Source organism: Nanchangia anserum (assembly GCF_015240065.1).
In the GTDB taxonomy this organism is placed as follows: Bacteria; Actinomycetota; Actinomycetes; order Actinomycetales; family Actinomycetaceae; genus Nanchangia; species Nanchangia anserum.
The window spans coordinates 237,364-257,759 of the sequence record NZ_CP060506.1; the positions used below are offsets into that span (position 1 = coordinate 237,364).

General features: G+C 62.5%; 20 protein-coding genes, 3 tRNA genes and 1 pseudogene. 9 read left to right on the forward strand and 15 right to left on the reverse strand.

The window, feature by feature from the left end:
• Positions 1-80: 80 nt before the first annotated feature.
• Together H8R18_RS00980 and H8R18_RS00985 are read left to right on the forward strand one after the other, a co-directional pair.
• On the forward strand, positions 81-1,109 hold the full coding sequence (locus tag H8R18_RS00980) for a hypothetical protein (protein WP_191071837.1): 1,029 nt from the start codon (positions 81-83) through the stop codon (positions 1,107-1,109).
• A 44-nt stretch (positions 1,110-1,153) separates the two neighbouring features.
• Positions 1,154-2,272, forward strand: coding sequence for an alpha/beta hydrolase (locus H8R18_RS00985; RefSeq protein WP_191071838.1), 1,119 nt, complete (start codon positions 1,154-1,156; stop codon positions 2,270-2,272).
• A 34-nt stretch (positions 2,273-2,306) separates the two neighbouring features.
• On the opposite strand, the gene metX is transcribed toward H8R18_RS00985, so the two are convergent.
• Positions 2,307-3,440 carry a homoserine O-acetyltransferase MetX gene (metX, locus tag H8R18_RS00990; protein ID WP_191071839.1) on the reverse strand — a complete coding sequence of 378 codons (1,134 nt, stop codon included), beginning with the start codon at positions 3,438-3,440 and terminating at the stop codon, positions 2,307-2,309.
• A 15-nt stretch (positions 3,441-3,455) separates the two neighbouring features.
• Positions 3,456-4,739 (reverse strand): O-acetylhomoserine aminocarboxypropyltransferase/cysteine synthase family protein, encoded by a 1,284-nt coding sequence (locus tag H8R18_RS00995; protein WP_191071840.1) that lies wholly within the window; start codon positions 4,737-4,739, stop codon positions 3,456-3,458.
• 415 nt (positions 4,740-5,154) lie between these two features.
• On the opposite strand from H8R18_RS00995, the gene H8R18_RS01000 reads away from it, so the two are divergent.
• Positions 5,155-6,489: a C40 family peptidase gene (locus H8R18_RS01000; protein WP_191071841.1), complete on the forward strand. Its 1,335-nt coding sequence runs from the start codon at positions 5,155-5,157 to the stop codon at positions 6,487-6,489.
• A 62-nt stretch (positions 6,490-6,551) separates the two neighbouring features.
• On the opposite strand, the gene H8R18_RS01005 is transcribed toward H8R18_RS01000, so the two are convergent.
• The 5 genes and pseudogenes from H8R18_RS01005 to H8R18_RS01020 form a co-directional block, all read right to left on the reverse strand.
• On the reverse strand, positions 6,552-8,567 hold the full coding sequence (locus tag H8R18_RS01005; RefSeq protein ID WP_191071842.1) for a TPM domain-containing protein: 2,016 nt from the start codon (positions 8,565-8,567) through the stop codon (positions 6,552-6,554).
• Between the two features lie 49 nt (positions 8,568-8,616).
• A complete protein-coding gene (locus H8R18_RS09445; RefSeq protein WP_194189314.1) occupies positions 8,617-9,075 on the reverse strand; it encodes an AMP-binding enzyme in 459 nt (152 codons plus the stop codon).
• A gap of 24 nt (positions 9,076-9,099) precedes the next feature.
• Positions 9,100-9,327 (reverse strand): annotated as a pseudogene (locus H8R18_RS09840) (AMP-binding protein); the annotation flags it as partial.
• Positions 9,293-10,129: a class I adenylate-forming enzyme family protein gene (locus H8R18_RS01015; RefSeq protein ID WP_194189315.1), complete on the reverse strand. Its 837-nt coding sequence runs from the start codon at positions 10,127-10,129 to the stop codon at positions 9,293-9,295. The pseudogene H8R18_RS09840 and the gene H8R18_RS01015, both read right to left, overlap by 35 nt.
• A complete protein-coding gene (locus H8R18_RS01020) occupies positions 10,126-10,809 on the reverse strand; it encodes a potassium channel family protein (RefSeq protein ID WP_191071844.1) in 684 nt (227 codons plus the stop codon). Before H8R18_RS01020 ends, H8R18_RS01015 begins: the two co-directional genes overlap by 4 nt.
• A 108-nt stretch (positions 10,810-10,917) precedes the next feature.
• Here H8R18_RS01020 and radA point away from each other — a divergent pair, with 108 nt between their 5' ends.
• Entirely contained in the window at positions 10,918-12,339 is a 1,422-nt protein-coding gene (radA, locus tag H8R18_RS01025; RefSeq protein WP_191071845.1) for a DNA repair protein RadA, read from the forward strand.
• Here radA and H8R18_RS01030 read toward each other — a convergent pair whose 3' ends face one another.
• From H8R18_RS01030 to H8R18_RS01045, 4 genes are all read right to left on the reverse strand, one after another.
• Entirely contained in the window at positions 12,340-12,900 is a 561-nt protein-coding gene (locus H8R18_RS01030; protein WP_191071846.1) for a YbaK/EbsC family protein, read from the reverse strand.
• 174 nt (positions 12,901-13,074) lie between these two features.
• Positions 13,075-13,147: transfer RNA gene (locus H8R18_RS01035), tRNA-Arg, on the reverse strand.
• A gap of 71 nt (positions 13,148-13,218) precedes the next feature.
• A complete protein-coding gene (locus H8R18_RS01040) occupies positions 13,219-14,094 on the reverse strand; it encodes a fructosamine kinase family protein (protein ID WP_191071847.1) in 876 nt (291 codons plus the stop codon).
• 39 nt (positions 14,095-14,133) lie between these two features.
• Positions 14,134-14,219, reverse strand: a tRNA-Ser gene (locus H8R18_RS01045).
• A 140-nt stretch (positions 14,220-14,359) separates the two neighbouring features.
• Between H8R18_RS01045 and H8R18_RS01050 the strand changes: the two genes are divergently transcribed.
• A tRNA-Ser gene (locus H8R18_RS01050) sits at positions 14,360-14,447 on the forward strand.
• Positions 14,448-14,749: 302 nt separating this feature from the next.
• On the opposite strand, the gene H8R18_RS01055 is transcribed toward H8R18_RS01050, so the two are convergent.
• The 3 genes from H8R18_RS01055 to H8R18_RS01065 all read right to left on the reverse strand — a co-directional run bounded on the left by H8R18_RS01055 (position 14,750) and on the right by H8R18_RS01065 (position 15,890).
• Positions 14,750-15,100 (reverse strand): hypothetical protein, encoded by a 351-nt coding sequence (locus H8R18_RS01055; RefSeq protein WP_191071848.1) that lies wholly within the window; start codon positions 15,098-15,100, stop codon positions 14,750-14,752.
• A 70-nt stretch (positions 15,101-15,170) separates the two neighbouring features.
• Positions 15,171-15,500: a hypothetical protein gene (locus H8R18_RS01060; protein ID WP_191071849.1), complete on the reverse strand. Its 330-nt coding sequence runs from the start codon at positions 15,498-15,500 to the stop codon at positions 15,171-15,173.
• Positions 15,501-15,572: 72 nt separating this feature from the next.
• Entirely contained in the window at positions 15,573-15,890 is a 318-nt protein-coding gene (locus tag H8R18_RS01065; protein ID WP_191071850.1) for a hypothetical protein, read from the reverse strand.
• A gap of 333 nt (positions 15,891-16,223) precedes the next feature.
• Between H8R18_RS01065 and H8R18_RS01070 the strand changes: the two genes are divergently transcribed.
• Both H8R18_RS01070 and H8R18_RS01075 read left to right on the forward strand, forming a co-directional pair.
• Entirely contained in the window at positions 16,224-16,412 is a 189-nt protein-coding gene (locus H8R18_RS01070) for a hypothetical protein (protein ID WP_191071851.1), read from the forward strand.
• Positions 16,413-16,434: 22 nt separating this feature from the next.
• Positions 16,435-16,764 carry a Panacea domain-containing protein gene (locus tag H8R18_RS01075; protein ID WP_191071852.1) on the forward strand — a complete coding sequence of 110 codons (330 nt, stop codon included), beginning with the start codon at positions 16,435-16,437 and terminating at the stop codon, positions 16,762-16,764.
• 354 nt (positions 16,765-17,118) lie between these two features.
• Here H8R18_RS01075 and H8R18_RS01080 read toward each other — a convergent pair whose 3' ends face one another.
• On the reverse strand, positions 17,119-17,856 hold the full coding sequence (locus H8R18_RS01080; protein ID WP_191071853.1) for a glutamine amidotransferase: 738 nt from the start codon (positions 17,854-17,856) through the stop codon (positions 17,119-17,121).
• Positions 17,857-18,016: 160 nt separating this feature from the next.
• Between H8R18_RS01080 and H8R18_RS01085 the strand changes: the two genes are divergently transcribed.
• On the forward strand, positions 18,017-18,727 hold the full coding sequence (locus tag H8R18_RS01085) for an L-ribulose-5-phosphate 4-epimerase (RefSeq protein ID WP_191072013.1): 711 nt from the start codon (positions 18,017-18,019) through the stop codon (positions 18,725-18,727).
• Between the two features lie 2 nt (positions 18,728-18,729).
• Positions 18,730-20,241, forward strand: coding sequence for an L-arabinose isomerase (araA, locus tag H8R18_RS01090; RefSeq protein WP_191071854.1), 1,512 nt, complete (start codon positions 18,730-18,732; stop codon positions 20,239-20,241).
• Positions 20,242-20,396 lie beyond the last annotated feature (155 nt).

Here is a 20,396-nt window from a genome sequence, read left to right on the forward strand (position 1 = left end):
CCGACGGGTAAGCGGGTGCGCTGAGTGTGCAGCCCGTGACACAATGGCGCCAGTCGTGCACTAGCCACAAAGGGGGATCCATGGCACTCTTCGAGTTCGAACGCGGGCGACTGATCCCGGCGCAGTTTGGTCGTTCTGTCGATCAGGGGCTGGGTCCGGGGATTCTCGAGTCGATCCGGTCTCAGGTGCTGGAAGTCATCGGCCGCCCTCTATTTCCCGTGGCGTGGCAGGCTCCGGAGTCCGAGATCGGTCCCGACGGTGGCCCACATTGCTTGACCGCGCTTGACGCGTCTGGGCAGGTCGTGTCCGTCGAGGTCCTCCAGCGTCTCGATGCCGTGTCGCTGATCGCTGCGATGGGACGCTTGGGCGAGGCCACGAAGATGGGGTGGCTCGAGCTGGCGCACGTCTACCCCGGTGGTCCGGAGGCGTTTCGTGCCGGTTGGGCGGAGTTTCGAGAGTCGATGCCGCCGACAGTCGAACCGGGACCGCGGCTATTCCTGGTGGTCGGCGACGTTGACCAGGGAGTCGATTCGGCGTTGACGATTCTTGCGGCCGCTTCTCTTGAGATTCACCAGGTCAACGTTCGGGAAATGTCGAATGGACGTCGTTTCCTCGAAGTGCACCCGTTGTCACTGACGACGCATTCCTCGCGTCCGCAGCTGGGTGGGCATTCCGCGCCCGCGCCTCAGCTGGAGTGGTATGGCGATTCCTCACGCGAAACGGGAGCGTCGCAGCCGCCCGCTCCTGCACCTGCGCCCGCACCGGTGGCGATTTCCGAAGAACAGTCTGAAGGTAGGAAGGTCGCTGCGACACAGGGCGCACCGTTGGGGCGCGACCGCACGGGGTTGCTCGCGATCGCCGACGTCGTTGGTGAACCGATGGCGCTGTATGCCAGATCGGCCGACGGGCGCACTGTCCAGGCGACGCTTACGGAAGATGGCCGCATCGACACGGGAAGCGGCATGTATAGCGACGCGGATCAGGCGCTGAGCGTCTTTGTTGACGACCCGGCTGACGGGTGGTCCGCGTGGCATATTGGCCACGAGCACGGACCGACCCTGGCCGAGGCGATCGATGAAATGAATGCGATTGATCGGCACGATCGGTAGACATGCGCCTGCGCACGTCTGTTTTTCATCCCCGATACTGCGGCTTGCCCGCTGATGAGCCGGCCACTCCGCCCGGGGCCGAGTGGGGACCTGACATCCTCGGAGATGGTTTTGAGGCTCGTCGTCTGAGTGTGCCCGGTGGATCCGGGATCGCGACGCTCATTCGCCATCGGCCCGAGGGCGACCCGCAGGCAATCCCCGGTACTCCGCAGGATCGTCGGTGGTGCGCCCTCTACGTTCACGGGTGGAACGACTACTTCTTCCAGCGCGAACTTGCTCGGCACGTCAGCGCTGGCGGCGGGGCGTTTTACGCCATCGATTTGCATCACTACGGGCGGTCTCTCCAACCCGACGACATGCCGGGATGGTGCACGGCGCTGTCGGATTACGCTCCCGATCTCCACGTTGCGCTCAGAGCGATGAGTGAGGACCATCCCGGGTGCCCGATCATCCTCATTGGCCACTCCACGGGTGGGTTGCTGGCGTCCCTATGGGCCACGCGTAATCCCGGCCGCGTCGCCGGATTATGGCTGACCTCGCCATGGCTGGAACTGCAGTGCGGGCCGGGTAAACGTCGTTTGTGGCATCAGGCTTTCCACGTTGCCTCCGTGTTGCGCCAGCGCCTCGTGTTGCCGCTTGGGACGGATCAGCTCTACGCCACCTCGCTGCGCGGATGGAATACGCTTGATGGGCCGCCCCCGGCGAAATACATTGACGCGGGCTATGGTATGGATCCGTCGCTGGCTGGTTTCGACCTCATTGACAAATGGAAGAGCGCCGAGGGAAGTCCGGTCCGGGCGGGCTGGATATACGCCATTACATCGGCTCACACCCAACTATCGCGCTCGGCACCATTGGATATTCCGGTCCTCCTGCACGCTTCAACGACAACACACGCGGGTGCCTCGGGAGAGTGGACGAACGACGTTCTGTGGTCCGACGCCGTTCTCAACGCCGACGTCCTCGTCGCAGCCGGCGCCATGCTGGCTAACGACATCGACATTCGCCGCTATCGGATGCGCCACGACCCACTGACGTCGTTTCCTGACGTACGTCAAGCGGTGTGGGCGGATTTCCATGCCTGGACAGCGCGCATTCTGCCCGACGCGGCCCGCGGCCCCTCCGAGCTGGGTGATACCGCCTGCTACGCGATCTGCCCCTAGCGTGCGATCGCACAATCGCGCAATCGCGACGGCATTAGTCCGACTGTAGGGAAAGAAAATGCGTGAGGTGGTCGGCGACCTGGTCGCGCTCGATGAGGAACCCGTCATGACCGGCGAGCGAAGCGATCTCGCCGTAGCATGCTCGAGGAATGTGGCGCGCCAACCAGCGACACGAGTGCGCGGGAAATAACCGGTCGGAATCGACGGCGAGGACCAGCGTGTGCGCCTCAATAAGGTCAAGTGCCGCGGCGACACCGCCGCGCTCGCGGCCGACGTCGTGGGTGAGCATGGCACGTGTGAGGACGCGGTACGTACCGGCATCGAAGCGCGCCGTCAGCTTGTCACCGTGATAATCCAGGTAGGACTGGACGGCCAACCTGCCGCCGCGCAGAGGATCCTCGCTGCCTTGGGCTATCCGTCCAAAGCGCGTGTTGAGTTCCTCGGCACTTCGGTAGGTCGCGTGAGCGATTTGGCGAGCAAGCCCGAGGCCACGCGTCGGCTGGTCGGGCTTGCCGTAGTAGTCGCCATCGCGGAAGGCGGGATCAAGCTCGAGGGCGTGCAGTTGGAGGGATGCCCACGCGGCCTGATCCGCAGACGTATCCGGCGACGTCGCAATGAGGACGAGCTGTTCCAGGCGTTCTGGGTAGCCACACGCCCATTCGAGCGCTCGGTGCCCGCCAGCCGACGGACCGATGACGAGAGCAAACCGGTCGATCCCCAGATAGTCGGCTAGGCGTACCTCGGCACTCACCATGTCGCGCACGCTCAGTTGGGGGAATCGCGATCCCCACGGTTTGCCGTCCGGTGCTGGCGATGCCGGACCGGTTGAGCCCTGGCATCCTCCAAGCACGTTAGGGGCAACGACAAAGAACCGGTTCGTGTCGATGGGAGCACCCGGCCCAACCATCCCCTCCCACCATCCCGACGTCGGATGCGGTCCTGTGGCCTCGCCAATGACGTGGGAGTCACCGGTGAGGGCGTGGAGGATCAAGACGGCGTTCGATCGTTCGGCATTGAGACGGCCCCACGTCTCATAAGCCAAACGGGTAGCCGGCAACACGCGTCCGGATTCCGTACGCAGCGGGCCGATGGCAGCGTGGCGCAGGCCGCTTGCCAACGTATTCTCGGTGTCTAACGACGGGGTGGGGGAGGGGTGTGTGAGCAACATGTGCGGCCGCCCCTCCTAGCTCAGCGTCGCGAAGCCGCGTTCGAGATCGGCGATGAGGTCGTCGACGTGTTCGAGACCGATCGACAGACGGATCGTTGATGCCGAGATTCCGCAGGCGGCGAGCTCGCGATCCGTGCACTGCGAGTGCGTGGTCGATGCCGGGTGGGCGACGAGTGAACGAACGTCTCCGATATTGGCGACGTTGTAATACAGCTTGAGCGCATCGACGAATCGGACACAGTCGTCGCGGCTGGCGTCGATATCAAATGCGAGGACGCCGCTCGCGCCGGCGGGGGCATACGTGAGCTGCAGCGTGTGGTAGGGCGAGGACTCCAGACCGGGATAGTTCACGGTTGTCACGCGAGGGTGCTCCTCGAGCCACTGGGCGACCGAGCGAGCGTTGGTGCAATGGCGCTCCATCCGCAACGACAGCGTCTCAAGACCGAGATTGACGAGGAACGCATTGAACGGTGACGGGGCCCATCCAAAGTCGCGTTGACCTTGTGCGCGCGCCTTGACGAGGAACGCCTGTTCGCCGAGTTCGCCGTAGACCAGGCCGTGGTAGGAGGCGTCCGGCGTCGAGAACTCGCGGAAGCGCTCGGGATCGGCGGTCCAGTCAAACCGGCCGGCATCGACGACGAGTCCGAGCATCGAGGTCCCGTGTCCACCCAGGTACTTCGTTGCCGAATGGATGACCAGGTCAGCGCCCCACTCGATAGGACGCGTCAGGTAGGGGGTCGCGACGGTGTTGTCGACGATCAAGGGCACGCCGACGCGATGTGCGGCGTCAGCGATGGGCCCGATGTCGAGTATGTCGCCACGCGGATTCGGGATGGTCTCACCGAAGAAAGCGACAGTTCGCTCGTCGGCAAGGGCCTCCCACGACGCCGGATCGGCAGGATCATCCACGAAGCGTGTCTCGATGCCTAGCCGGGGCAGGTTGTTGGTGAGGGCCGCCTTAGAGCCGCCGTAGAGCGACGGGGAGGCGACGATATTGTCGCCGGCGCGTCCGATCGTGGTGAGCGTGAGGATGAGCGATCCTGCACCGGAGGAGACGGCGAGGGCGCCGATCCCACCCTCGAGATCAGCTACGCGAGCCTCGACCGCATCGGTCGTGGGGTTGGCCAGACGGGTATAAATCGGACCCGGCTCGGCCAGAGCGAAGCGTTGGGCCGCCTGCTCGGCGGAATCAAACACGTAGGCCGAGGTCTGGTACAGCGGGAGAACGGGGGAACCGGTTGTCGGATCGGGAGCAGTTCCGGCGTGAATCTGGCGGGTTTCAAAACGGTGGGAGGACATATCAGGAACCTTTCCATGGTGAGCCGTGAGGTCCCGGATACGCGAAAGCCGCGCAGGCATCGGTCCCGAGACCGTCTTCTGCACGGCAATGACGAATGGAGCGGCGTGGGCCGCGGCTGGTGCTGACCGTGCGGGTCAGCGAGGCATTCGACGTGTCATGTCGCTAGTGTGCGTTGCCGATGCCTCGACGACCCAACGTGTCTCAACATGTGGACCGTGTGTGTGACGTCCACACCGAAAGACCGCGAAAAAGGCGAAATGACACTGATGTGGTTCTTGTGAATGTTGTTGCGACTGTGACTCATGTGCTGTAGCGTGAGGGCGTTCTCACTGTGAAGGGGTGGGACACAATCATTCAGGAGGAAGTGGCATGGTTCCACGCAAACGCCCGAGTGGTCGCACGAGAACCGCTCCCGTGATTGCGCTGGCTGCGATGTGTGCCATCACGACATCGACAGCTGTAATCCCGGCTTATGCGGACTCTTATGATGATCGGGTCGCGAGCGCGCAGGCCGACGAGAAGGCGGCCGCAGACTCGGTTGCGGGTATCGAGTCGCAGCTTGCTGAAGTTGAAAAGCAGGCACAGGCTGCCCGCGATGACGCCGAAGTCGCCGAGAACAACTACAACGCGGCGATGTCCAACCTCACGGTTGCCCAGCAGGATGTCGCGAACGCTGATGCCGCCCTTGCGGCAGCGAACGTGCGTGTGGAAGAGGCACGTTCCAAACTGCGTTACCTCGTTCAGACGGTCTACACCACCGGCGGTGGGTCCCTATCGGGCATCGCGCCTTACCTGACCGAAGACGGTATGGACGCCGTCGAGGTGCGTAAGATCGCGGTCGACGTTCTTGGTGAGCGAGCCAGTGGGGAGCTTCGCGAGTTCGAGGCAGCCCAGACCGCGGCCGATCAGAAGGCCAAGGCGGCGAAAGCCGCGCTGCAGCGTCAGCAGGACTATGCGGCCCGAGCGAAGCAGGCTAAGGACCGTGCCGACACCGTTGCGAAGTCGATCAACGATACCCTCGGTCAGCTCGATACCCGGCGCGAAGAGCTGGTCGCCGAACTGGCGCAGGCGCGCGGGGTGACACTGGAGGCCGAGCAAGATCGCCAGGCCGAGCTCGATCGCCAAGCGGCGGAGCGCCAGGCAGCGGCGGAGCAGGCCGCGTTGGAGGAAGCTGAGCGCGAAGCGCAGCAGGCCCAGCAGGCTGAACAAGCTCAACAGGCCGAGCAGGAGGAGCAGGAGGCTTCGGCGCCCACTCAGACTCCGACGCAAACGCCGACGGCGACGGTGGCGCCCAAGCCGACCCAGCAGGCCCCGGCGCCAGCTCCGAAGCCGACGGCCACGAAGGCACCGGTTGCGACCACCAAGCCGCAGCCCGCTCCGAGCAAGGCCCCGGCCGTAACCTCGACGACAAACCCCGGCGCTGCCGTGGTTGCCTATGCGAAGCAATTCATCGGGAAGCCCTACGTGTGGGGTGGTGCTTCTACCTCAGGCTTCGATTGCTCCGGACTCGTCCAGTACTCATACCGCGGTGCCCTTGGCATCAATCTCCCGCGCGTCTCGTGGGCCCAGGGCGCAACCGGCTATCAGGTGAGCAAGGCAAACGCCCGTGCCGGTGACCTCGTCTACTACGGCGGCCACGTCGGCATTTACATCGGCAACGGCCAAATGATTCACGCCCCCAAACCGGGTGATTACGTGAAGATCGCGCCGGTGTACGGAAGCCCGACGTACCGACGCCTCGTTGGTTAGTTTCCGCTGCGCATGCTGCGGCCCGAACCTCAAGGTTCGGGCCGCACTTGTATAGCGATGGGTTAGAAGCGGCCGCCGCCGAAGCCCCCCGAGAAACCGCCCGAGAAGCCACCGCCGCCTCCGAAACTTCCCCCGCCAAAGCCGCCGGTCTGGCCGCCCCACGACGAGGAATGACCGCCACCGCCACCGAACAGGAGACCGCCAAGGATCAGTGATCCCACGTCAATCCCGGTGCCGCCGCGACCATGATGCGAGTCCCACGAGAACGAATCAGCGCCAAAGTCGTCGTCGCGTCCGCGCGCGACATCTTGTTCGGCGATTGCTTGAGCCTGGGATGCCAAAGCGTCGGCCTCATGGAGCGTCTGTTCGGCAGTCTTCGGATCCGTTGCCACGAGATCACGCGCCTGATCGAGGAGTTTGTGAGCGTGGTTAGCTCGTTCGCGTGCCACCGCGCCGACTGCGCCGCGATGAGCAGAAATATAGGCCTCAGCTTCGCTGACACGACGCTCGACCTGCCCCATGCGCGAGCGCACCGCACCTTGTGCTTTCGCCGTTGTCGCCTCGGCTTCACGCAGGGGATCGAGAACCTCGTCAAGCGCCGCATTTGCGTCGATCATCCGCTCCATCGCCGCTAGCGGATCCCCCTGCCCTTCGCGCGCAGCGTTAGCAGTAGCAATTGCCTCGTGGGCTTCGGCAACGAGTGGACGCACGGCCTCCGAGTCCTTTGCCAGTCGAGCGGCGTCATCAAGATCGGAACCGAGTGCAGAAATTTCGCGCAGAAGCGCCTTGTTCACGTCGCCGAGAGTCGCCCGCGCCTCCATCACCTGACGAATCTGGTTATCAGCCTGTGTGATGGCTCGCTGGGTCAGTGTGAGCTGGGCGATTGCCGCGTCGCGGTCACCGGCGGCCCACGCCTGCTTGCCGCTGGCGAGGGTGTGTTCGGCTGACGTCAACAATCGATCAGCTTGATCGGGATTGTCATCAAGAGAAGTGAAAGATGTGTGGGGGAAATCGTGGTGGAGGCGCTGAAGTTCCTCGCTCATCATCTCTTGTGATCGCCGCGCGTCCATGATGAGGCGTTCGGCCGCTGCGAGGTCGTCGCCGGCGCGTTCCTGGATCTTGCGTGCCTGAGCGAATGCCTGTGATTGGCGGGTAATCACGGCACCGGCAGCATTTGCCTCATCGATAGCCGTCCGCAGGAAACGATCGCGTTGGGCACCGTTCCCCGTTTGCTGGGCGTCACGCAGCAACTGCCAGGCCTTGTCACGATGCGTCTCCGCATCGCGCAGCGCCTGTTCGAAGGGCCCGACCTTTGCTTCTCCGAGTTCGGCAGAGGCGAAATCGAGATCTTCACGAGCTTGGCGAACGTGGTCGTCAACCTCGACGATCACGCGGGTAGCCTCGTCGATCGTCGCGGGCGCGGTTGTTGCGGTTTGCATCGCTGGCGATGAGGCTGCGCGATGCGCACGACGGTTCTTCCGCAGAGCGATGTAGGCCCCCGCGCCAGCAATGACGAGCAGTCCTAGCGCCCCGATAAGAACAAAGCTGTGCCCGCCACTCTCGGAGTCACTATCGCCACCGCCGCGGGTGCCTCCGTCCCCGCGCGACGTCTCCAGTGCTTTCAGTTCGCGTGCCGCGGCAACAGTCGCTCCCGACCATTTGTTATCAGAGAGTTCGCCACGCGCCGCATCGGCTATCTGGTGGCGCTCGGAGGAGCCAAGTTCGACCGCGCTCCCGGCACACAGATCGAAGTCGCGGTCATCGGTGGCGACAACGAGCAGGACAGCACGGGTATCGAGGCGCGAGCGTTGCGCTGTCTCGACACACCACCGCGTCCGATCGAGCCCGTCAAAGGAATTGACGTAGACCGCATACAGCTCGGTGCCGTCGGTCGCCGCTTGCGCCTGCGCAATATCGTTACTGCTCAGACGCCCCGAGTGGTCAACAACGCGTTGGCCACCTGAATCGACTGGCGACTCGGCGACAGCAGGAGTCACGGCACACCAGGCGAGGCCGGCGATAGCTCCCGCGGTGCCGAGTCGGGCGAGAAAACGCGAGGAAGGTGTGGGCGAGTTCATTCCTCCATTGTGCCAGCGACACTTCTCGATACGGAGGTAACGCTCGCGGTTATGCGAAAAACTCGGCGAGTCGACGGTAATCCACTTTTCCGCTCGCCGTGAGAGGCAATGACTCGACGTAGTGCAGGTGCCGCGGCAATTTCCAGCCGGCCACGTGTGGGCGAAGCAGGCGGCGCACCTCATCAAGCGGCAGAGCCTGTGTCCCGGGAACGCATACGGCAGCGATCGCTTGTCCCCAGTAATCATCGGGGACGCCGATGACGGCGGCTTCGAGCATTCCGGCGACGTCGATAAGCGCCGTTTCCACCTGCGACGGGGCGAGTAGTTCCCCGCCGGTGGGAATCATGCGGCTGGCCCGACCGGTGATCGTCAGATATCCCTGTTCGTCCCAGAAGCCCAGGTCGCCGCTATCGAAGAGATCGGTGCCGGCAATGTGGTGCCAGCTCGGGGGCTGAAGACCCCCGTCGTGCCGGTACCCGCTGAAGCTCCCTGGCCCACCGATCCACACATGTCCGATTTGCCCGGCAGTCGTGATCGGGCGTGCGTCGTCATCGCAGACGGCTATGTCAACGTAGGGCAGAGGAGTGCCGACGCTCCCGTCACGTCCGGGCGCTGTTTCGGGGCTTAGACATGCTCCCGCGCCCCCGGCCTCGGTCAGGCCCCACACGTGTATCGGCTCCAGCCCACGCCGTCGCAGGGACCGCGCCAGAGAAGCCGGTAACGCATCACCGCCGACGAGTGGGCGACGCCACGATGACAGATCCGCGTGCGGCCACTGTGGGCAGGCGCGTAGTGCCCGCCACCATCGTCGGAACGCACACGACGAATCCCATGCTCACGCGAAAACGCTCGATGGTGTCGAGGACTTGGCGTGGCTCGAAACGGGGGAGAATGACGACGGTGCCGCCACCGGCGAGGACGTCAAGCGTCGTGCCGTTGAGTCCACCGATGTGCGATAGCGGCGCGCATACAAGTTCGGTTTCACTCGCGGGCGCGTAGCCGAATCCTGAGCGGAAGGCGAGGGCTGACCACCATAAGGCACCTGCTGAGAGGCACACGCCCTTGGGGTCGCCGGAGGATCCGGACGTAAACACCATGGCGACGATCGCCTCGCTCAGGCGTGCGGGTTGGGTGTCAATGGGGGCAACGGCGCTGATCGCGGCGAAGAACTCCCCTGGCGACACAACGTCGGCCAACTCCTGGCGGGTCCCCACGTACACGCGAGCCTCCGCGATGGCGGTGAGCATGCGTAATTCAGCCGGTGCCGCGGTGACAGGCATTGGGACGAAGACAGCCCCGATCCACTGGCATGCGAGCGCAAGGATGAGGTGTGCGGGATCATTGGGGGCACAGCAGACGACGTGATCGCCCTCTCCAACACCGTGATTCCTCAGCCACGATGCGGCGCGGGCGACTAGGTCGGCAACCTCTCGCACCGTCCACCGGCGCGTATACCCGGGTGCGGCGTGGATCAGCGAGACCGCATTCGGTCGTCGGTGCGCCGAGTTGAGGAGCTGGCGGGCGTTGGAATAATCCGCACGCGCGTGCGCCGGCAGCGTCATCCGCGTCGGGTCTTGTTGGCTCGCGTGGCGAACTGCTCGAGGAGTTCGGTATCACCGGACACGATCAGCAGGGAGTCGGGGTCGATGCGTGTATCGGCTTTGGCGTACTCGAACGGGTGGCCGGGGGAGAGAACCCCGATGACCTGGATGCCATAGCGGGCCGGCAGATCGAGTTCGCCCAACGTAAATCCGTGGGTCTCCTTGGGCGGGCGCATCTTGACCACCGAGAACCCGCGACGGTCCATCTCGATGTAGTCGAGCATTTGTCCCCCAACGAGGTGAGCCGTTCTCTGGCCCGCGTCGTATTCCGGGTAGACGACGTGATGGGCCCCAATGCGCTTGAGGATTCGCCCGTGTTCGCGCGATGTGGCCTTCGCCCAGATCTGCGGCAGCCCAAGATCAACAAGATTCGCCGTCACCAGCACCGAGGCCTCCAGTGAGGAGCCGATGCCGACTACCGCGGTGTCGAAGTCACTTGCCCCCAGCTGCTCGAGAGCAGCCATCTGGGTGGCATCTGCTTGGATCAGGGGAATACGTCCCTGCCACTGGTTGACCTTGCGGGAAGAATTCTCGACGACGAGGACCTCGCGATCCATCTTTTCCAGCGTCACGGCGACTGCGGAGCCAAAACGACCAAGCCCCACGACGAGAATGCCGTTTGGACTATTCTTTTTCGCCATATTTCCTCCGTTACCAGGTCGTAGGTCTCCAGCCTACTCGGGCTGGTGACGTTGAGACGCCTCCGTGGGGGCCGCTTACCGCTATGCGCTGGCTACTAGCCTAGGGACATGGCCAAAACCAAGTCGATCTTCCGGTGTACGAATTGTGGGACAACGTATCCCAAATGGGCGGGGCAATGTCGCAGTTGCAAGGCGTGGCAGAGTCTCGAGGAAGACGTCGTTTCGGGGTCAGGTGCACCATCTCGCAGTGCTGTCCCGTTATCTCCCGCGTTGCCCATTGGCCAGGTCGATGCGCAGGCGGCTCAAGCCCGCTCGACCGGCGTGTCGGAGCTCGACCGTGTGTTGGGTGGGGGAATGGTCCCCGGTGCTGTCGTCCTTTTGGCGGGCGAACCCGGGATCGGTAAGTCGACGCTTCTGCTTGATGTTGCCGCGAAGGCAGCGGAGCGCGTGCGTGCGAGCTCAGGAGGAACGGTCCTTTACCTCACGGGAGAGGAATCGGCCTCGCAGGTGCGGTTGCGAGCCGAACGAATTGGCGCCCTCGATCCAGGCTTGCTTCTCGCCGCTGAGAATGATCTTTCCCGCGCTCTGGGACATATTGAAGCGCACGCTCCCGCGCTCGTTGTCGTCGATTCGGTGCAGACCCTGGCCAGTCCCACCGAAGAAGGATCGCCCGGCGGCGTGACTCAGGTACGTGCGGTCGCCGGTGCGCTAATCGCGGTAGCCAAACAGCGCAACATTCCGGTGCTCCTCGTGGGCCACGTGACGAAAAGCGGCAACATCGCCGGTCCGCGCGTCCTCGAGCATCTTGTCGACGTGGTGCTCCACTTTGAGGGGGATCGGCACACGCGATTGCGCCTGTTGCGCGCCGTGAAGAATCGCTACGGACCCACCGACGAGGTCGGTTGTTTTGAGTTGGCTGACCGGGGGATCCTCGGCCTTGAGGATCCCTCCGGCCTGTTCCTATCCCAAACATCGCAATCTGTTCCGGGGACCTGCGTTACCGTGACGCTCGAAGGACGTCGCCCGATGCCTACCGAGGTCCAAGCGCTGGTAGCGAAGACGTCGGCGGGGTCGCCGCGTCGAACGACCTCGGGAGTCGACAGCTCGCGCGTCGCGATGATCCTCGCCGTTTTGCAGGCGCGATTGGGAGTCGATCTGTCGTCTTGCGACGTGTACGCCTCAACCGTCGGCGGTGCACGTACGGCTGAGCCGGCTGCAGATCTCGCTTTGGCGATGTCGATCGTCTCCGCAGCATCAGATGCTGCGCCGAAGGAGCGTCTCGTCGCAATAGGAGAGGTGTCGCTAACCGGCGAAGTGCGCCAAACCGTTGGCATCGAGCGACGCTTGGCTGAGGCCCAGCGTCTGGGATTTGCTTTTGCGATCGTGCCACGAGGAGCGCTTGACGGGCTGCGGATTCCCGCAGGAATGACCGTCCGTGGCGTGGGAGACCTCTCGGAGGCCGCCCGATTGGCGCTGCCAGGCATCACGCCCGGTAGCGCCGCGGCTGAGCATTCGTCGTCTGGCCGGTGATTACTGAGCTAAGCCGTCAACGATTTCGGCCCCGGGCAGGGCAGAGAGAACTTCGCCGGTAACGAATAGTTTCGACCCACGCAGCCCCGAGCCGATGCACGACCAGCCGCGCGTGCATCGAGAATCGATAAAGAGCCGCCAGTTGCTCGGGATTCCGATCGGCGTGATGCCGCCGTATTCCATCCCCGACGCCTCAACGGCGCGTTCGGTTGGCCAGAAAGAGGCTTTGCGCACCTCCAGACGCTTCTTGATGACGTGATTGACGTCGGCCCGGGTCGTCGCCCGAACGACGCAGGCGGCCACACGTTCCACACCTTGGCGTTTGCCCGAAACGAGGATGCAGTTACTCGACAACGCTAGGTCCATGCCGAAAGCCTCGGTCATCGCCTCGGTATCGGCTACCTGCGGATCGATAGAAACGGCCAGGATCTGGTCGCCAAATTCGGGACGGGAGGCGACAAGCGTGCTCACAGCGGCCGCAACCGGCTCAGCAAGGATTTCGAGGGAGGAGATAGCAGGCTGGGGAATCAAGCTGCCGATACCGGGAATCGTCGTGCTCATGTACCGACGGTAATCTCGAATCTTTGCGGGCGCACTACCGGTATGTCGTTGGCGGACACCGTCGCAGGCATGCGGCATGTTGTTGGTACGTTGAGCGCTTGGGCGTCGACGACAAATGCTCATCGAGCATGGAAAAACCCCGGTTCCGCTGGATCGCAGCGATACCGGGGTTAGCGCGCTCGAAGGGACTCGAACCCCCAACCTTCTGATCCGTAGTCAGATGCTCTATCCATTGAGCTACGAGCGCTGGTTGCTGGTTAAGACTTTAGCGCTCGCGGCGCCGAAGACAAAATTGCGTGACTGTCTAGTGGGACACACTCACGCGTAGCGTTTAGCGCAGGCGACCGACTCGTATCCGTAGCCGCCACCGAAGAGGTTGGCGTGAACGAGGAGCATGTGGAGCTGGTGGAGGCCCACGCGTTCTCGCCATCCATCGGCAAGCTTCGATACCGAGTTGTAGCCGTCGTAGATCGCGTCGAGGTAGGGCTGTCCGAAGATTCCCAACGATGCGAGATCGGTCTCAGCGTGACCTCCTTGCGCGGCGGGGTCGATGAGGACTCCGACGACGGTCGGGAGTGAATCGTCTCGGTCGGGGTCACGCCCGGCAGTGCGGGGCGCCCAGGTCAATTCCACCGATGGTGCCCATACGACGTTTCCACTCCACAAGTCGCCGTGAAGTCGGGCAGCCGGCGCCGTGATGAGGGCAGGTAGCGCGTGGTCATAAGCGCCGTCCGCAAGCTTGGCGCACAGATGCTCAACGATGGCGCATCCGTGGGCGGTGATGGAGCCGTTGTCACGTGCAGGCGCGAGGATGGGAAGGAGGCGATCATGTGCGTAGAACTCACCCCACGATCGCGCCGGGGCGTTCGAGGTGGCGTATGTCAGACGGGCATTGCCCATCCAGCCATCGCCGTTCCACCCGCGGGGAGGGGCACCGTAGTAGGGAGCGCCTGCCGCGTGGGTGCGTGCGAGGGCGTGTCCGAATGCGTGTGCAGCGTCTCGGGTGCACGTCGACGAGGGAATAGCACGAAGTCGAAGCCGCCCGGGGCCGTGGGCGACCATATCAACGACGTGAGCACCGCCGATCTCTTGTGCCTCGGCTAGCCACGCGAGCCCACGGGCTTCGAGGTCTATTTGGTCATGATGATGCTCGTTGGTCTTGGTGTAATACTCGCCTTCGCGCTGAATACCCATGTCCCTATTGTCGGCGAGACAGCGCCGTGTGCTACTCGGCGGAGCGGGTGGGATTCGAACCCACGGTGCGCATAGCGCACAACGGTTTTCAAGACCGCATCCTTCGGCCGCTCGGACACCGCTCCCTGACGAGTCACGGCCGTGGCGACCCGCCTCCCCTATAGTAGCGGCATCTGTCGCGGTCGCGACGAGCCGAGGGCGGTGGCGAGTGCCAGTCGCGGAGGTTTGCGGGCACGCGATCGGGTTGGCTACACTGTTCGCGACTGGAGATGTCGCATAGTGGCCTAGTGCGCCTCCCTGCTAAGGAGGTTGGGGCGGTAAGCCCCTCGAGGGTTCGAATCCCTCCATCTCCGCGAAGGAGTCTGGAGTCGTTGAGTGAGACACCGGGATTCTTGCATTTATCGACACTTGGCTTGCGTGGGCACGGACAGCAGCTGACTATCGATATCGGCCGCGGTGTCATCCCCGCGCGTGGCGTGTGTGGCGTGGCGTCGGTCGTGGTCTCGGCTTGCTTGTCGGTGTCGTCTTTGGGTATTGCGCCCTCCTCCTGTGGGTTCGGCCCGTTGCGGGCGTGCGGGTTCCCCGTTTCAGGGCATAATAAAACCGCCCCACCCCGTTACGGGGTAAGACGGTCAAAACTATTCAGACGCGGCGGCTAGCTTGCCTTAGCCTCCGCGGTCTCTCTGGCTTGCGCGACGTATTGCGCGTGATGGGTGCGGTACCTCCTAATGGTTGATAGCGCGATCTTGCCCCATGCGTCGCCATCGGCCGCGAACTCCTTGGCCTCCTCCTCAAACGCGGTTAGAAGCCGCTCAGGTATGGCAACCTCATACGGGCACAGCTCTAACACGCATTCGATCATCGCCCACGGGTCGCCGTCGCCGGAAGTGAGCAAACCCGCGCGGTCATCGGGGGTCAAGTGAGGCCAGATGAACATCCCAAGCTCTCCGGCGCTTCCGCCCCAATCGCGTATCATCTCAAGCGCCATTTCCTCCATGAGGCCCATGCTGCCATTCTATTTCATTTCTGGTGGTGAGATCGTTAACAGGGAATGGCAGCTATGGTCGTGAGGTTACCTAAGGATTCGCGCCGGCTGTGGTGCGCGCATGGTCAGCGCGGTAGCGCTTAATCGTTTCGAGCGCCATACGCCCCCAAACGTCATCCTGCGCGGCCAGCTCCTTCGCCTCATCCTCAAACGCGGTTAAAAACTGTTCGGGAATAGCCAGCTCGTCGGGGCAAAACGCCAATACAGAATCAGCCATAGCCCACGGATCCCACGCGCCATCCCAGCCCACGATGTCACGATACTCGTCGGTCAAGTGCGGCCAGATGAACAGCGCAAGGTCAGCGGGCACGCCGCCCCACGCGCGTATGGCCGCGAGTGCCTTGTCTCCTTCCGTTCCCATACGCGTTATCCTATCTTCTTTCGCGTGGTAAGGGCGTCGAGATCGAACGGTAACTATATCTACTAGCTCGCGTTAACTTTGACGGCTGGCGTGGCGCGCGCGATGACGCTTAATCGCGCCGAGTGCCTCCAATCCGTATACGCCGGCTTCTCTTTTTTGCTCGGTAGCCTCTTCCTCGAGGCCGGTGAGGATACGCTCAGGTACGGCCACCTCGGCCGGACATAGCTCCAACATGGGTTCGACCATGTTCCATGGGTACCATTCAAGTTCCTCAGTAAGCTCTTTACGACGCTCGGGGGTCAAATGAGGCCACACGAACAGCGTCAAGTCTCCAATAGCCCCGCCCCAATCGCATAAGTCTTCATAAAGGTCATGTTCATCTAGTACCATACCGGTTATCCTATCTTCTTTCGCGCGGTAAGGGGGTCAAGATCGAACGATACACATGGCCAGGTATTGCATTGCGTACTGTGTCGCCACATAGTGGCATGCAGTGGACGAAATCTTGCCCTGCGCCGTCTGCCGTATGTAGTAAGTATGCTCGAAAATAGCACCGTACAGCTCGTGACGTGGCATACGCCTATCAGGATGCGGGTCGTGTCGTTGACGCGCTGCTGCGGGTGATTCTAGGCGTGACAGGTTTGGTGTGTGCGCGACATAGACGTCCCCTTGGCCGATCAATGGTGTCTAGCTGTGCCCATGGAGAATGCCTAGACTCGAAGGGTGAAGATGTTTACTGTTCGAGCTGAGTGGGATGCGGCAGCGGGGGTCTACTGTCTGGCATGCGAAGAAGCAGGCTGTTTCTCGCAGGTGACGGGCATTGCCGATGCGGCCGAGGAACTACGAGAGGCTATCGCCTACCAGACCGGCTTAGCTGAGGGCGCGTTTATGGTTGACGTCGTCCAGGTCTAGAAGCTGGTAAGAGGCCGGGATCATGGCTGACATTTTCGATGTGGCGGCAGCGATAGATGAGCGCCTAGACAGGGATGCAGGAGCGGGCAAATTGTGTGCGCTGCTTTATCTCGCTCAAGACTGGTCGCTTGCGTGGACGGGCCGGGAACTGTTCGCCGACGAGGCCGAGGCGTGGGAACGCGGCCTGGTGTTCCCGATCGTGCGTAACGACATCAAGTACGACGGGGAAACCCGTCTGCGCGCTGGCGACCCAGCCCGGTTGAGTGAATCCGAAAGACTGATGACAGAGGCCGTGGTCGACCACTATGGACACCTTTCGGGCGCGGACTTGTCGGCCATCACCCACAGTTAGGCCCCGTGGCTTGACACCTACGAGCCGGGACGCAACGCCACGATCGACAAACTCGACATGCTGCGGTTCTTCTCCGTCCAAAAGTCCCCACGCATTAGGGATTCCTTCTTCCCGCCTCCCCCCGGTTGGCGGCGACATGAAGGCAGGCCATGCCCGGTTTGTCGAAAAGTGGGCGAAGACGCTGGAGCTGTTAGGCCGGTAGATGGACGATATCGCCTCGTGGCCTGGCGGCCTCGCGACACGGTCGTTCTACGACATGGACGCAGAAGCGCGTCGATGGGAATCGGCACGCGCAAATGTGTCAGTCGCCTTTGGTGCGTACTCGGCTTGCGTGAGGTCGTGACTGTGCGTGGTTCAGCCGTAGATTTTCACGAAGTTGGCGAGAATCCTGTGCACATGGCCGACGTTGGCTGCCTCGCATGACTCGATAATTCGGCGTTGCTCAGTGGGTGGGTAATACCCGGCCGAGGCATATTCGAGGATCCGGATGTACAACGCCGGCCAGTCGAGTTCGGGATGGAACTGTGTCCCGTACATGTTGTGGCCAACGCGGAATAGCTGGATAGGGCACGACGGCGAGGAAGCGAGCAGCACTGCGGATTCCGGCAGCGTTTCGGCTGCCTCCGTGTGGCCAACATACGCGCGGAAGGCTTGCGGCAGGCCCTGCATGAGAGGGTCGGCACGGCCTTCGTCGGTTAGTGAAATTTCGGGAGCGGAAATCTCCTCGGCATATCGCTGCGAGACGACCCCGCCCTGATGGGCGAGTAGGGTCCCGACGCCGTAGCACACGCCGAGAAACGGAAAATCGATTGGGACAAGCTGGTCGAGAAGCCGAGATATGTCAGCTTCGACTCGAATTTGAACGGGATCCTTTTCCCCCTCCGGCTTTAGTGAATTGTACGGAGAGCCACACAAGATGATTCCTGCCCACCGATCAGGTGCGAACGTCACGAGTGGGTCACGGTCCAGGTGGTAGTGGATGAGGCGGCTGGGCTCAAGTCCGGTAAATCTCTGAAACACGTCGTATTCGGAGGCGAGGATCTCGGGCTGTGAGCGCGTCGAGATGAGGAGGAAGGGCTTCGCTGCGCACATGAGGGTGATTCTAGCGACATAGGTGTTTCGAAGCGGGCTGGTCCGAGGATGGTGCGCAGCGCAGGCAGTCTTGCAACGCGTTCGCGCGAGTGTTAACGTTCACATCGTGAGCGCTGATGGCGCTCGTGCAAGCAAAGGCGCTATCGAACGAGGAAAATCGATGTCGTTTGTTCTCAAAGAAGCCGATCCGCAGTTGCAGGCTGCCGTCGCGCATACGCGTCAGGTTGTCGCTCAGCTGCACGCCGAATTGCCGCGCTGGGGACTTGTGGTATGGACCGCGGGCAATGTATCGGAGCGTGTCCCCGGGGCCGACCTGTTCGTGATCAAGCCGTCAGGCGTCTCATACGATGAATTAAGTCCGGATGTCATGGTCGTGTGCGACCTGGAGGGGCATAAGGTCACGGACGGTACGCCCGAATGGCTCACCCCGTCGTCTGACACGGCTGCTCACGCCTACGTTTACCGTCATATGCCCGAGGTCGGAGGCATCGTTCACACGCACTCGACATACGCCACCGCATGGGCGGCGCGTGGCGAAGAGATCCCGTGTGTTCTCACGATGATGGGTGACGAGTTTGGTGGCCCAATCCCTGTGGGTCCGTTTGCACTCATCGGCGACGACTCAATTGGGCGAGGCATCGTGGAGACCTTGAAGAATTCGCGTTCGCGCGCGGTACTGATGAAGAACCACGGTCCGTTCACTGTTGGTCGTGATGGTCGTGATGCTGTGAAAGCCGCTGCTATGTGCGAGGAAGTTGCGCGCACCATCCACATCGCACGCGAGGGCGGAGACCTCGCACCGATCGCGCAGCACCACATTGACTCACTGTGGGATCGCTATCAAAACGTCTATGGCCAACACGAGGAGTAGTTATGCGTATCAATCCATACAGCGGGCGTGAAATCTGGTTTCTTACAGGCTCTCAAGACCTCTACGGGCCCGAAGCGTTGGCTTGTGTGGAAGAGCAATCCCGGGCTCTCGTCGCGATCCTCAACGATTCCGCGCAGCTGCCGTTAAAGGTTGTGTGGAAGCCGGTGTGCAAGGAACGCGACGGGATTCGTCGCATTGTCCTCGACGCCAATGCCGATAATGCCTGCGTCGGCGTCATGATGTGGATGCACACATTTTCGCCGGCAAAGAACTGGGTTCTGGGCTTGAAGGCTCTAGACGTACCGCTGATGCACCTGCACACGCAAGCATCGCCCCATTTGCCGTGGTCGAGCATCGACATGGACTATATGAACCTCAACCAGTCCGCACATGGCGATCGCGAATTTGGCTACATCCTTACGCGCATGGGTATCAGGCGTAAGACCGTCGTCGGGCATGTGTCCTACGAGCACACACGCCGCGAGATTGCGACGTGGATGAGGGCGGCTGTCGGGTGGGCTGAGCTACACGAGACACGCGTCGCTCGCATCGGCGACAACATGCGCAACGTTGCTGTTACCGAAGGTGATAAGACCGAGGCCGAGATCGCTCTGGGCGTTGCTGTTAACACGTGGCCCGTCAATGAAGCAGTGGATGCCGTAGCTTCGGTGGGCGATGCAGATGTCGAGACACTCATCGAGGAGTACGTGGCGACGTATCGCGTTGCGGGCGATCTCATGCCAGGAGCAGCTCGCCATAACTCACTGCGAGAGGCGGCGCGCCAGGAAATTGGTTTGCGACGCTTTCTCGCCGACCGCAACGCCAGCGCTTTCACCGATACCTTCGAAGATCTCGGTGGCCTCAAGCAGTTGCCCGGTCTCGCCGTACAGCGGCTCATGGCTGAAGGGTACGGATTCGGCGCGGAGGGCGATTGGAAGACTGCTGTGCTCGTGCGCTTGGCGAAGGTCATGGGATATGGATTGCCGGGCGGTGCCTCACTCATGGAGGACTATTGCTACGAGATGGCGCCGGGCAGTGAGCGGATCCTTGGAGCCCATATGCTCGAGATCTGTCCGAGTCTGACGGGATCGACTCCGTCGTTGGAGATTCACCCGCTCGATATTGGTGGGCGCGAGGACCCAGTGCGGTTGGTATTTGATACTGATCCCGGCGAGGCGGTCGTCGTGGCACTATCGGACATGCGCGATCGATTCCGGTTGACAGCAAATGTCGTCGACGTCGTCGGTCCCAGCGAGCCTCTCGATAATCTCCCCGTTGCTTCTGCCGTGTGGGTTCCACGTCCAGATTTCTCCACATCGGTTCGGTGTTGGTTGGCAGCTGGCGGTGCCCACCACACGGTGATGACCACCCAATGCGGCCTCGATGTATGGCGTGATTTCGCGACTGTTGCCGAGATGGAGCTGGCTGCTATCGACTCCGACACGTCGGTGACGGCATTTGAAGATCGACTGGCCTGGAACAACGTCTACTGGAGGATGGCGCAGAGCGTGTAGGACCCGCTTGCGGGATGCTGTGCCTGAGACGGGCAGGGGATGCGCTGACGTGTCTCCCAGTCGAGCCGTCGCCTATGGCGTATCGTCATGCGCATAGAGGGGAGTGGTTGCCGGCAATTGTGCGCGGCAGTTAGGTCGTCGCACGCAGCGGAGGC

Excerpts from the sequence above, each read along its gene's own strand:
- H8R18_RS00980 (WP_191071837.1), top strand. The coding sequence starts at position 81 with ATGGCACTCTTCGAGTTCGAACGCGGGCGACTGATCCCGGCGCAGTTT.
- metX (WP_191071839.1), bottom strand. The coding sequence starts at position 3,440 with ATGTTGCTCACACACCCCTCCCCCACCCCGTCGTTAGACACCGAGAAT.
- H8R18_RS00995 (WP_191071840.1), bottom strand. The coding sequence starts at position 4,739 with ATGTCCTCCCACCGTTTTGAAACCCGCCAGATTCACGCCGGAACTGCT.
- H8R18_RS01005 (WP_191071842.1), bottom strand. The coding sequence starts at position 8,567 with ATGAACTCGCCCACACCTTCCTCGCGTTTTCTCGCCCGACTCGGCACC.
- H8R18_RS01015 (WP_194189315.1), bottom strand. The coding sequence starts at position 10,129 with ATGACGCTGCCGGCGCACGCGCGTGCGGATTATTCCAACGCCCGCCAG.
- H8R18_RS01020 (WP_191071844.1), bottom strand. The coding sequence starts at position 10,809 with ATGGCGAAAAAGAATAGTCCAAACGGCATTCTCGTCGTGGGGCTTGGT.
- radA (WP_191071845.1), top strand. The coding sequence starts at position 10,918 with ATGGCCAAAACCAAGTCGATCTTCCGGTGTACGAATTGTGGGACAACG.
- H8R18_RS01030 (WP_191071846.1), bottom strand. The coding sequence starts at position 12,900 with ATGAGCACGACGATTCCCGGTATCGGCAGCTTGATTCCCCAGCCTGCT.
- H8R18_RS01040 (WP_191071847.1), bottom strand. The coding sequence starts at position 14,094 with ATGGGTATTCAGCGCGAAGGCGAGTATTACACCAAGACCAACGAGCAT.
- H8R18_RS01055 (WP_191071848.1), bottom strand. The coding sequence starts at position 15,100 with ATGGGCCTCATGGAGGAAATGGCGCTTGAGATGATACGCGATTGGGGC.
- H8R18_RS01060 (WP_191071849.1), bottom strand. The coding sequence starts at position 15,500 with ATGGGAACGGAAGGAGACAAGGCACTCGCGGCCATACGCGCGTGGGGC.
- H8R18_RS01065 (WP_191071850.1), bottom strand. The coding sequence starts at position 15,890 with ATGGTACTAGATGAACATGACCTTTATGAAGACTTATGCGATTGGGGC.
- H8R18_RS01075 (WP_191071852.1), top strand. The coding sequence starts at position 16,435 with ATGGCTGACATTTTCGATGTGGCGGCAGCGATAGATGAGCGCCTAGAC.
- H8R18_RS01080 (WP_191071853.1), bottom strand. The coding sequence starts at position 17,856 with ATGTGCGCAGCGAAGCCCTTCCTCCTCATCTCGACGCGCTCACAGCCC.
- H8R18_RS01085 (WP_191072013.1), top strand. The coding sequence starts at position 18,017 with ATGTCGTTTGTTCTCAAAGAAGCCGATCCGCAGTTGCAGGCTGCCGTC.
- araA (WP_191071854.1), top strand. The coding sequence starts at position 18,730 with ATGCGTATCAATCCATACAGCGGGCGTGAAATCTGGTTTCTTACAGGC.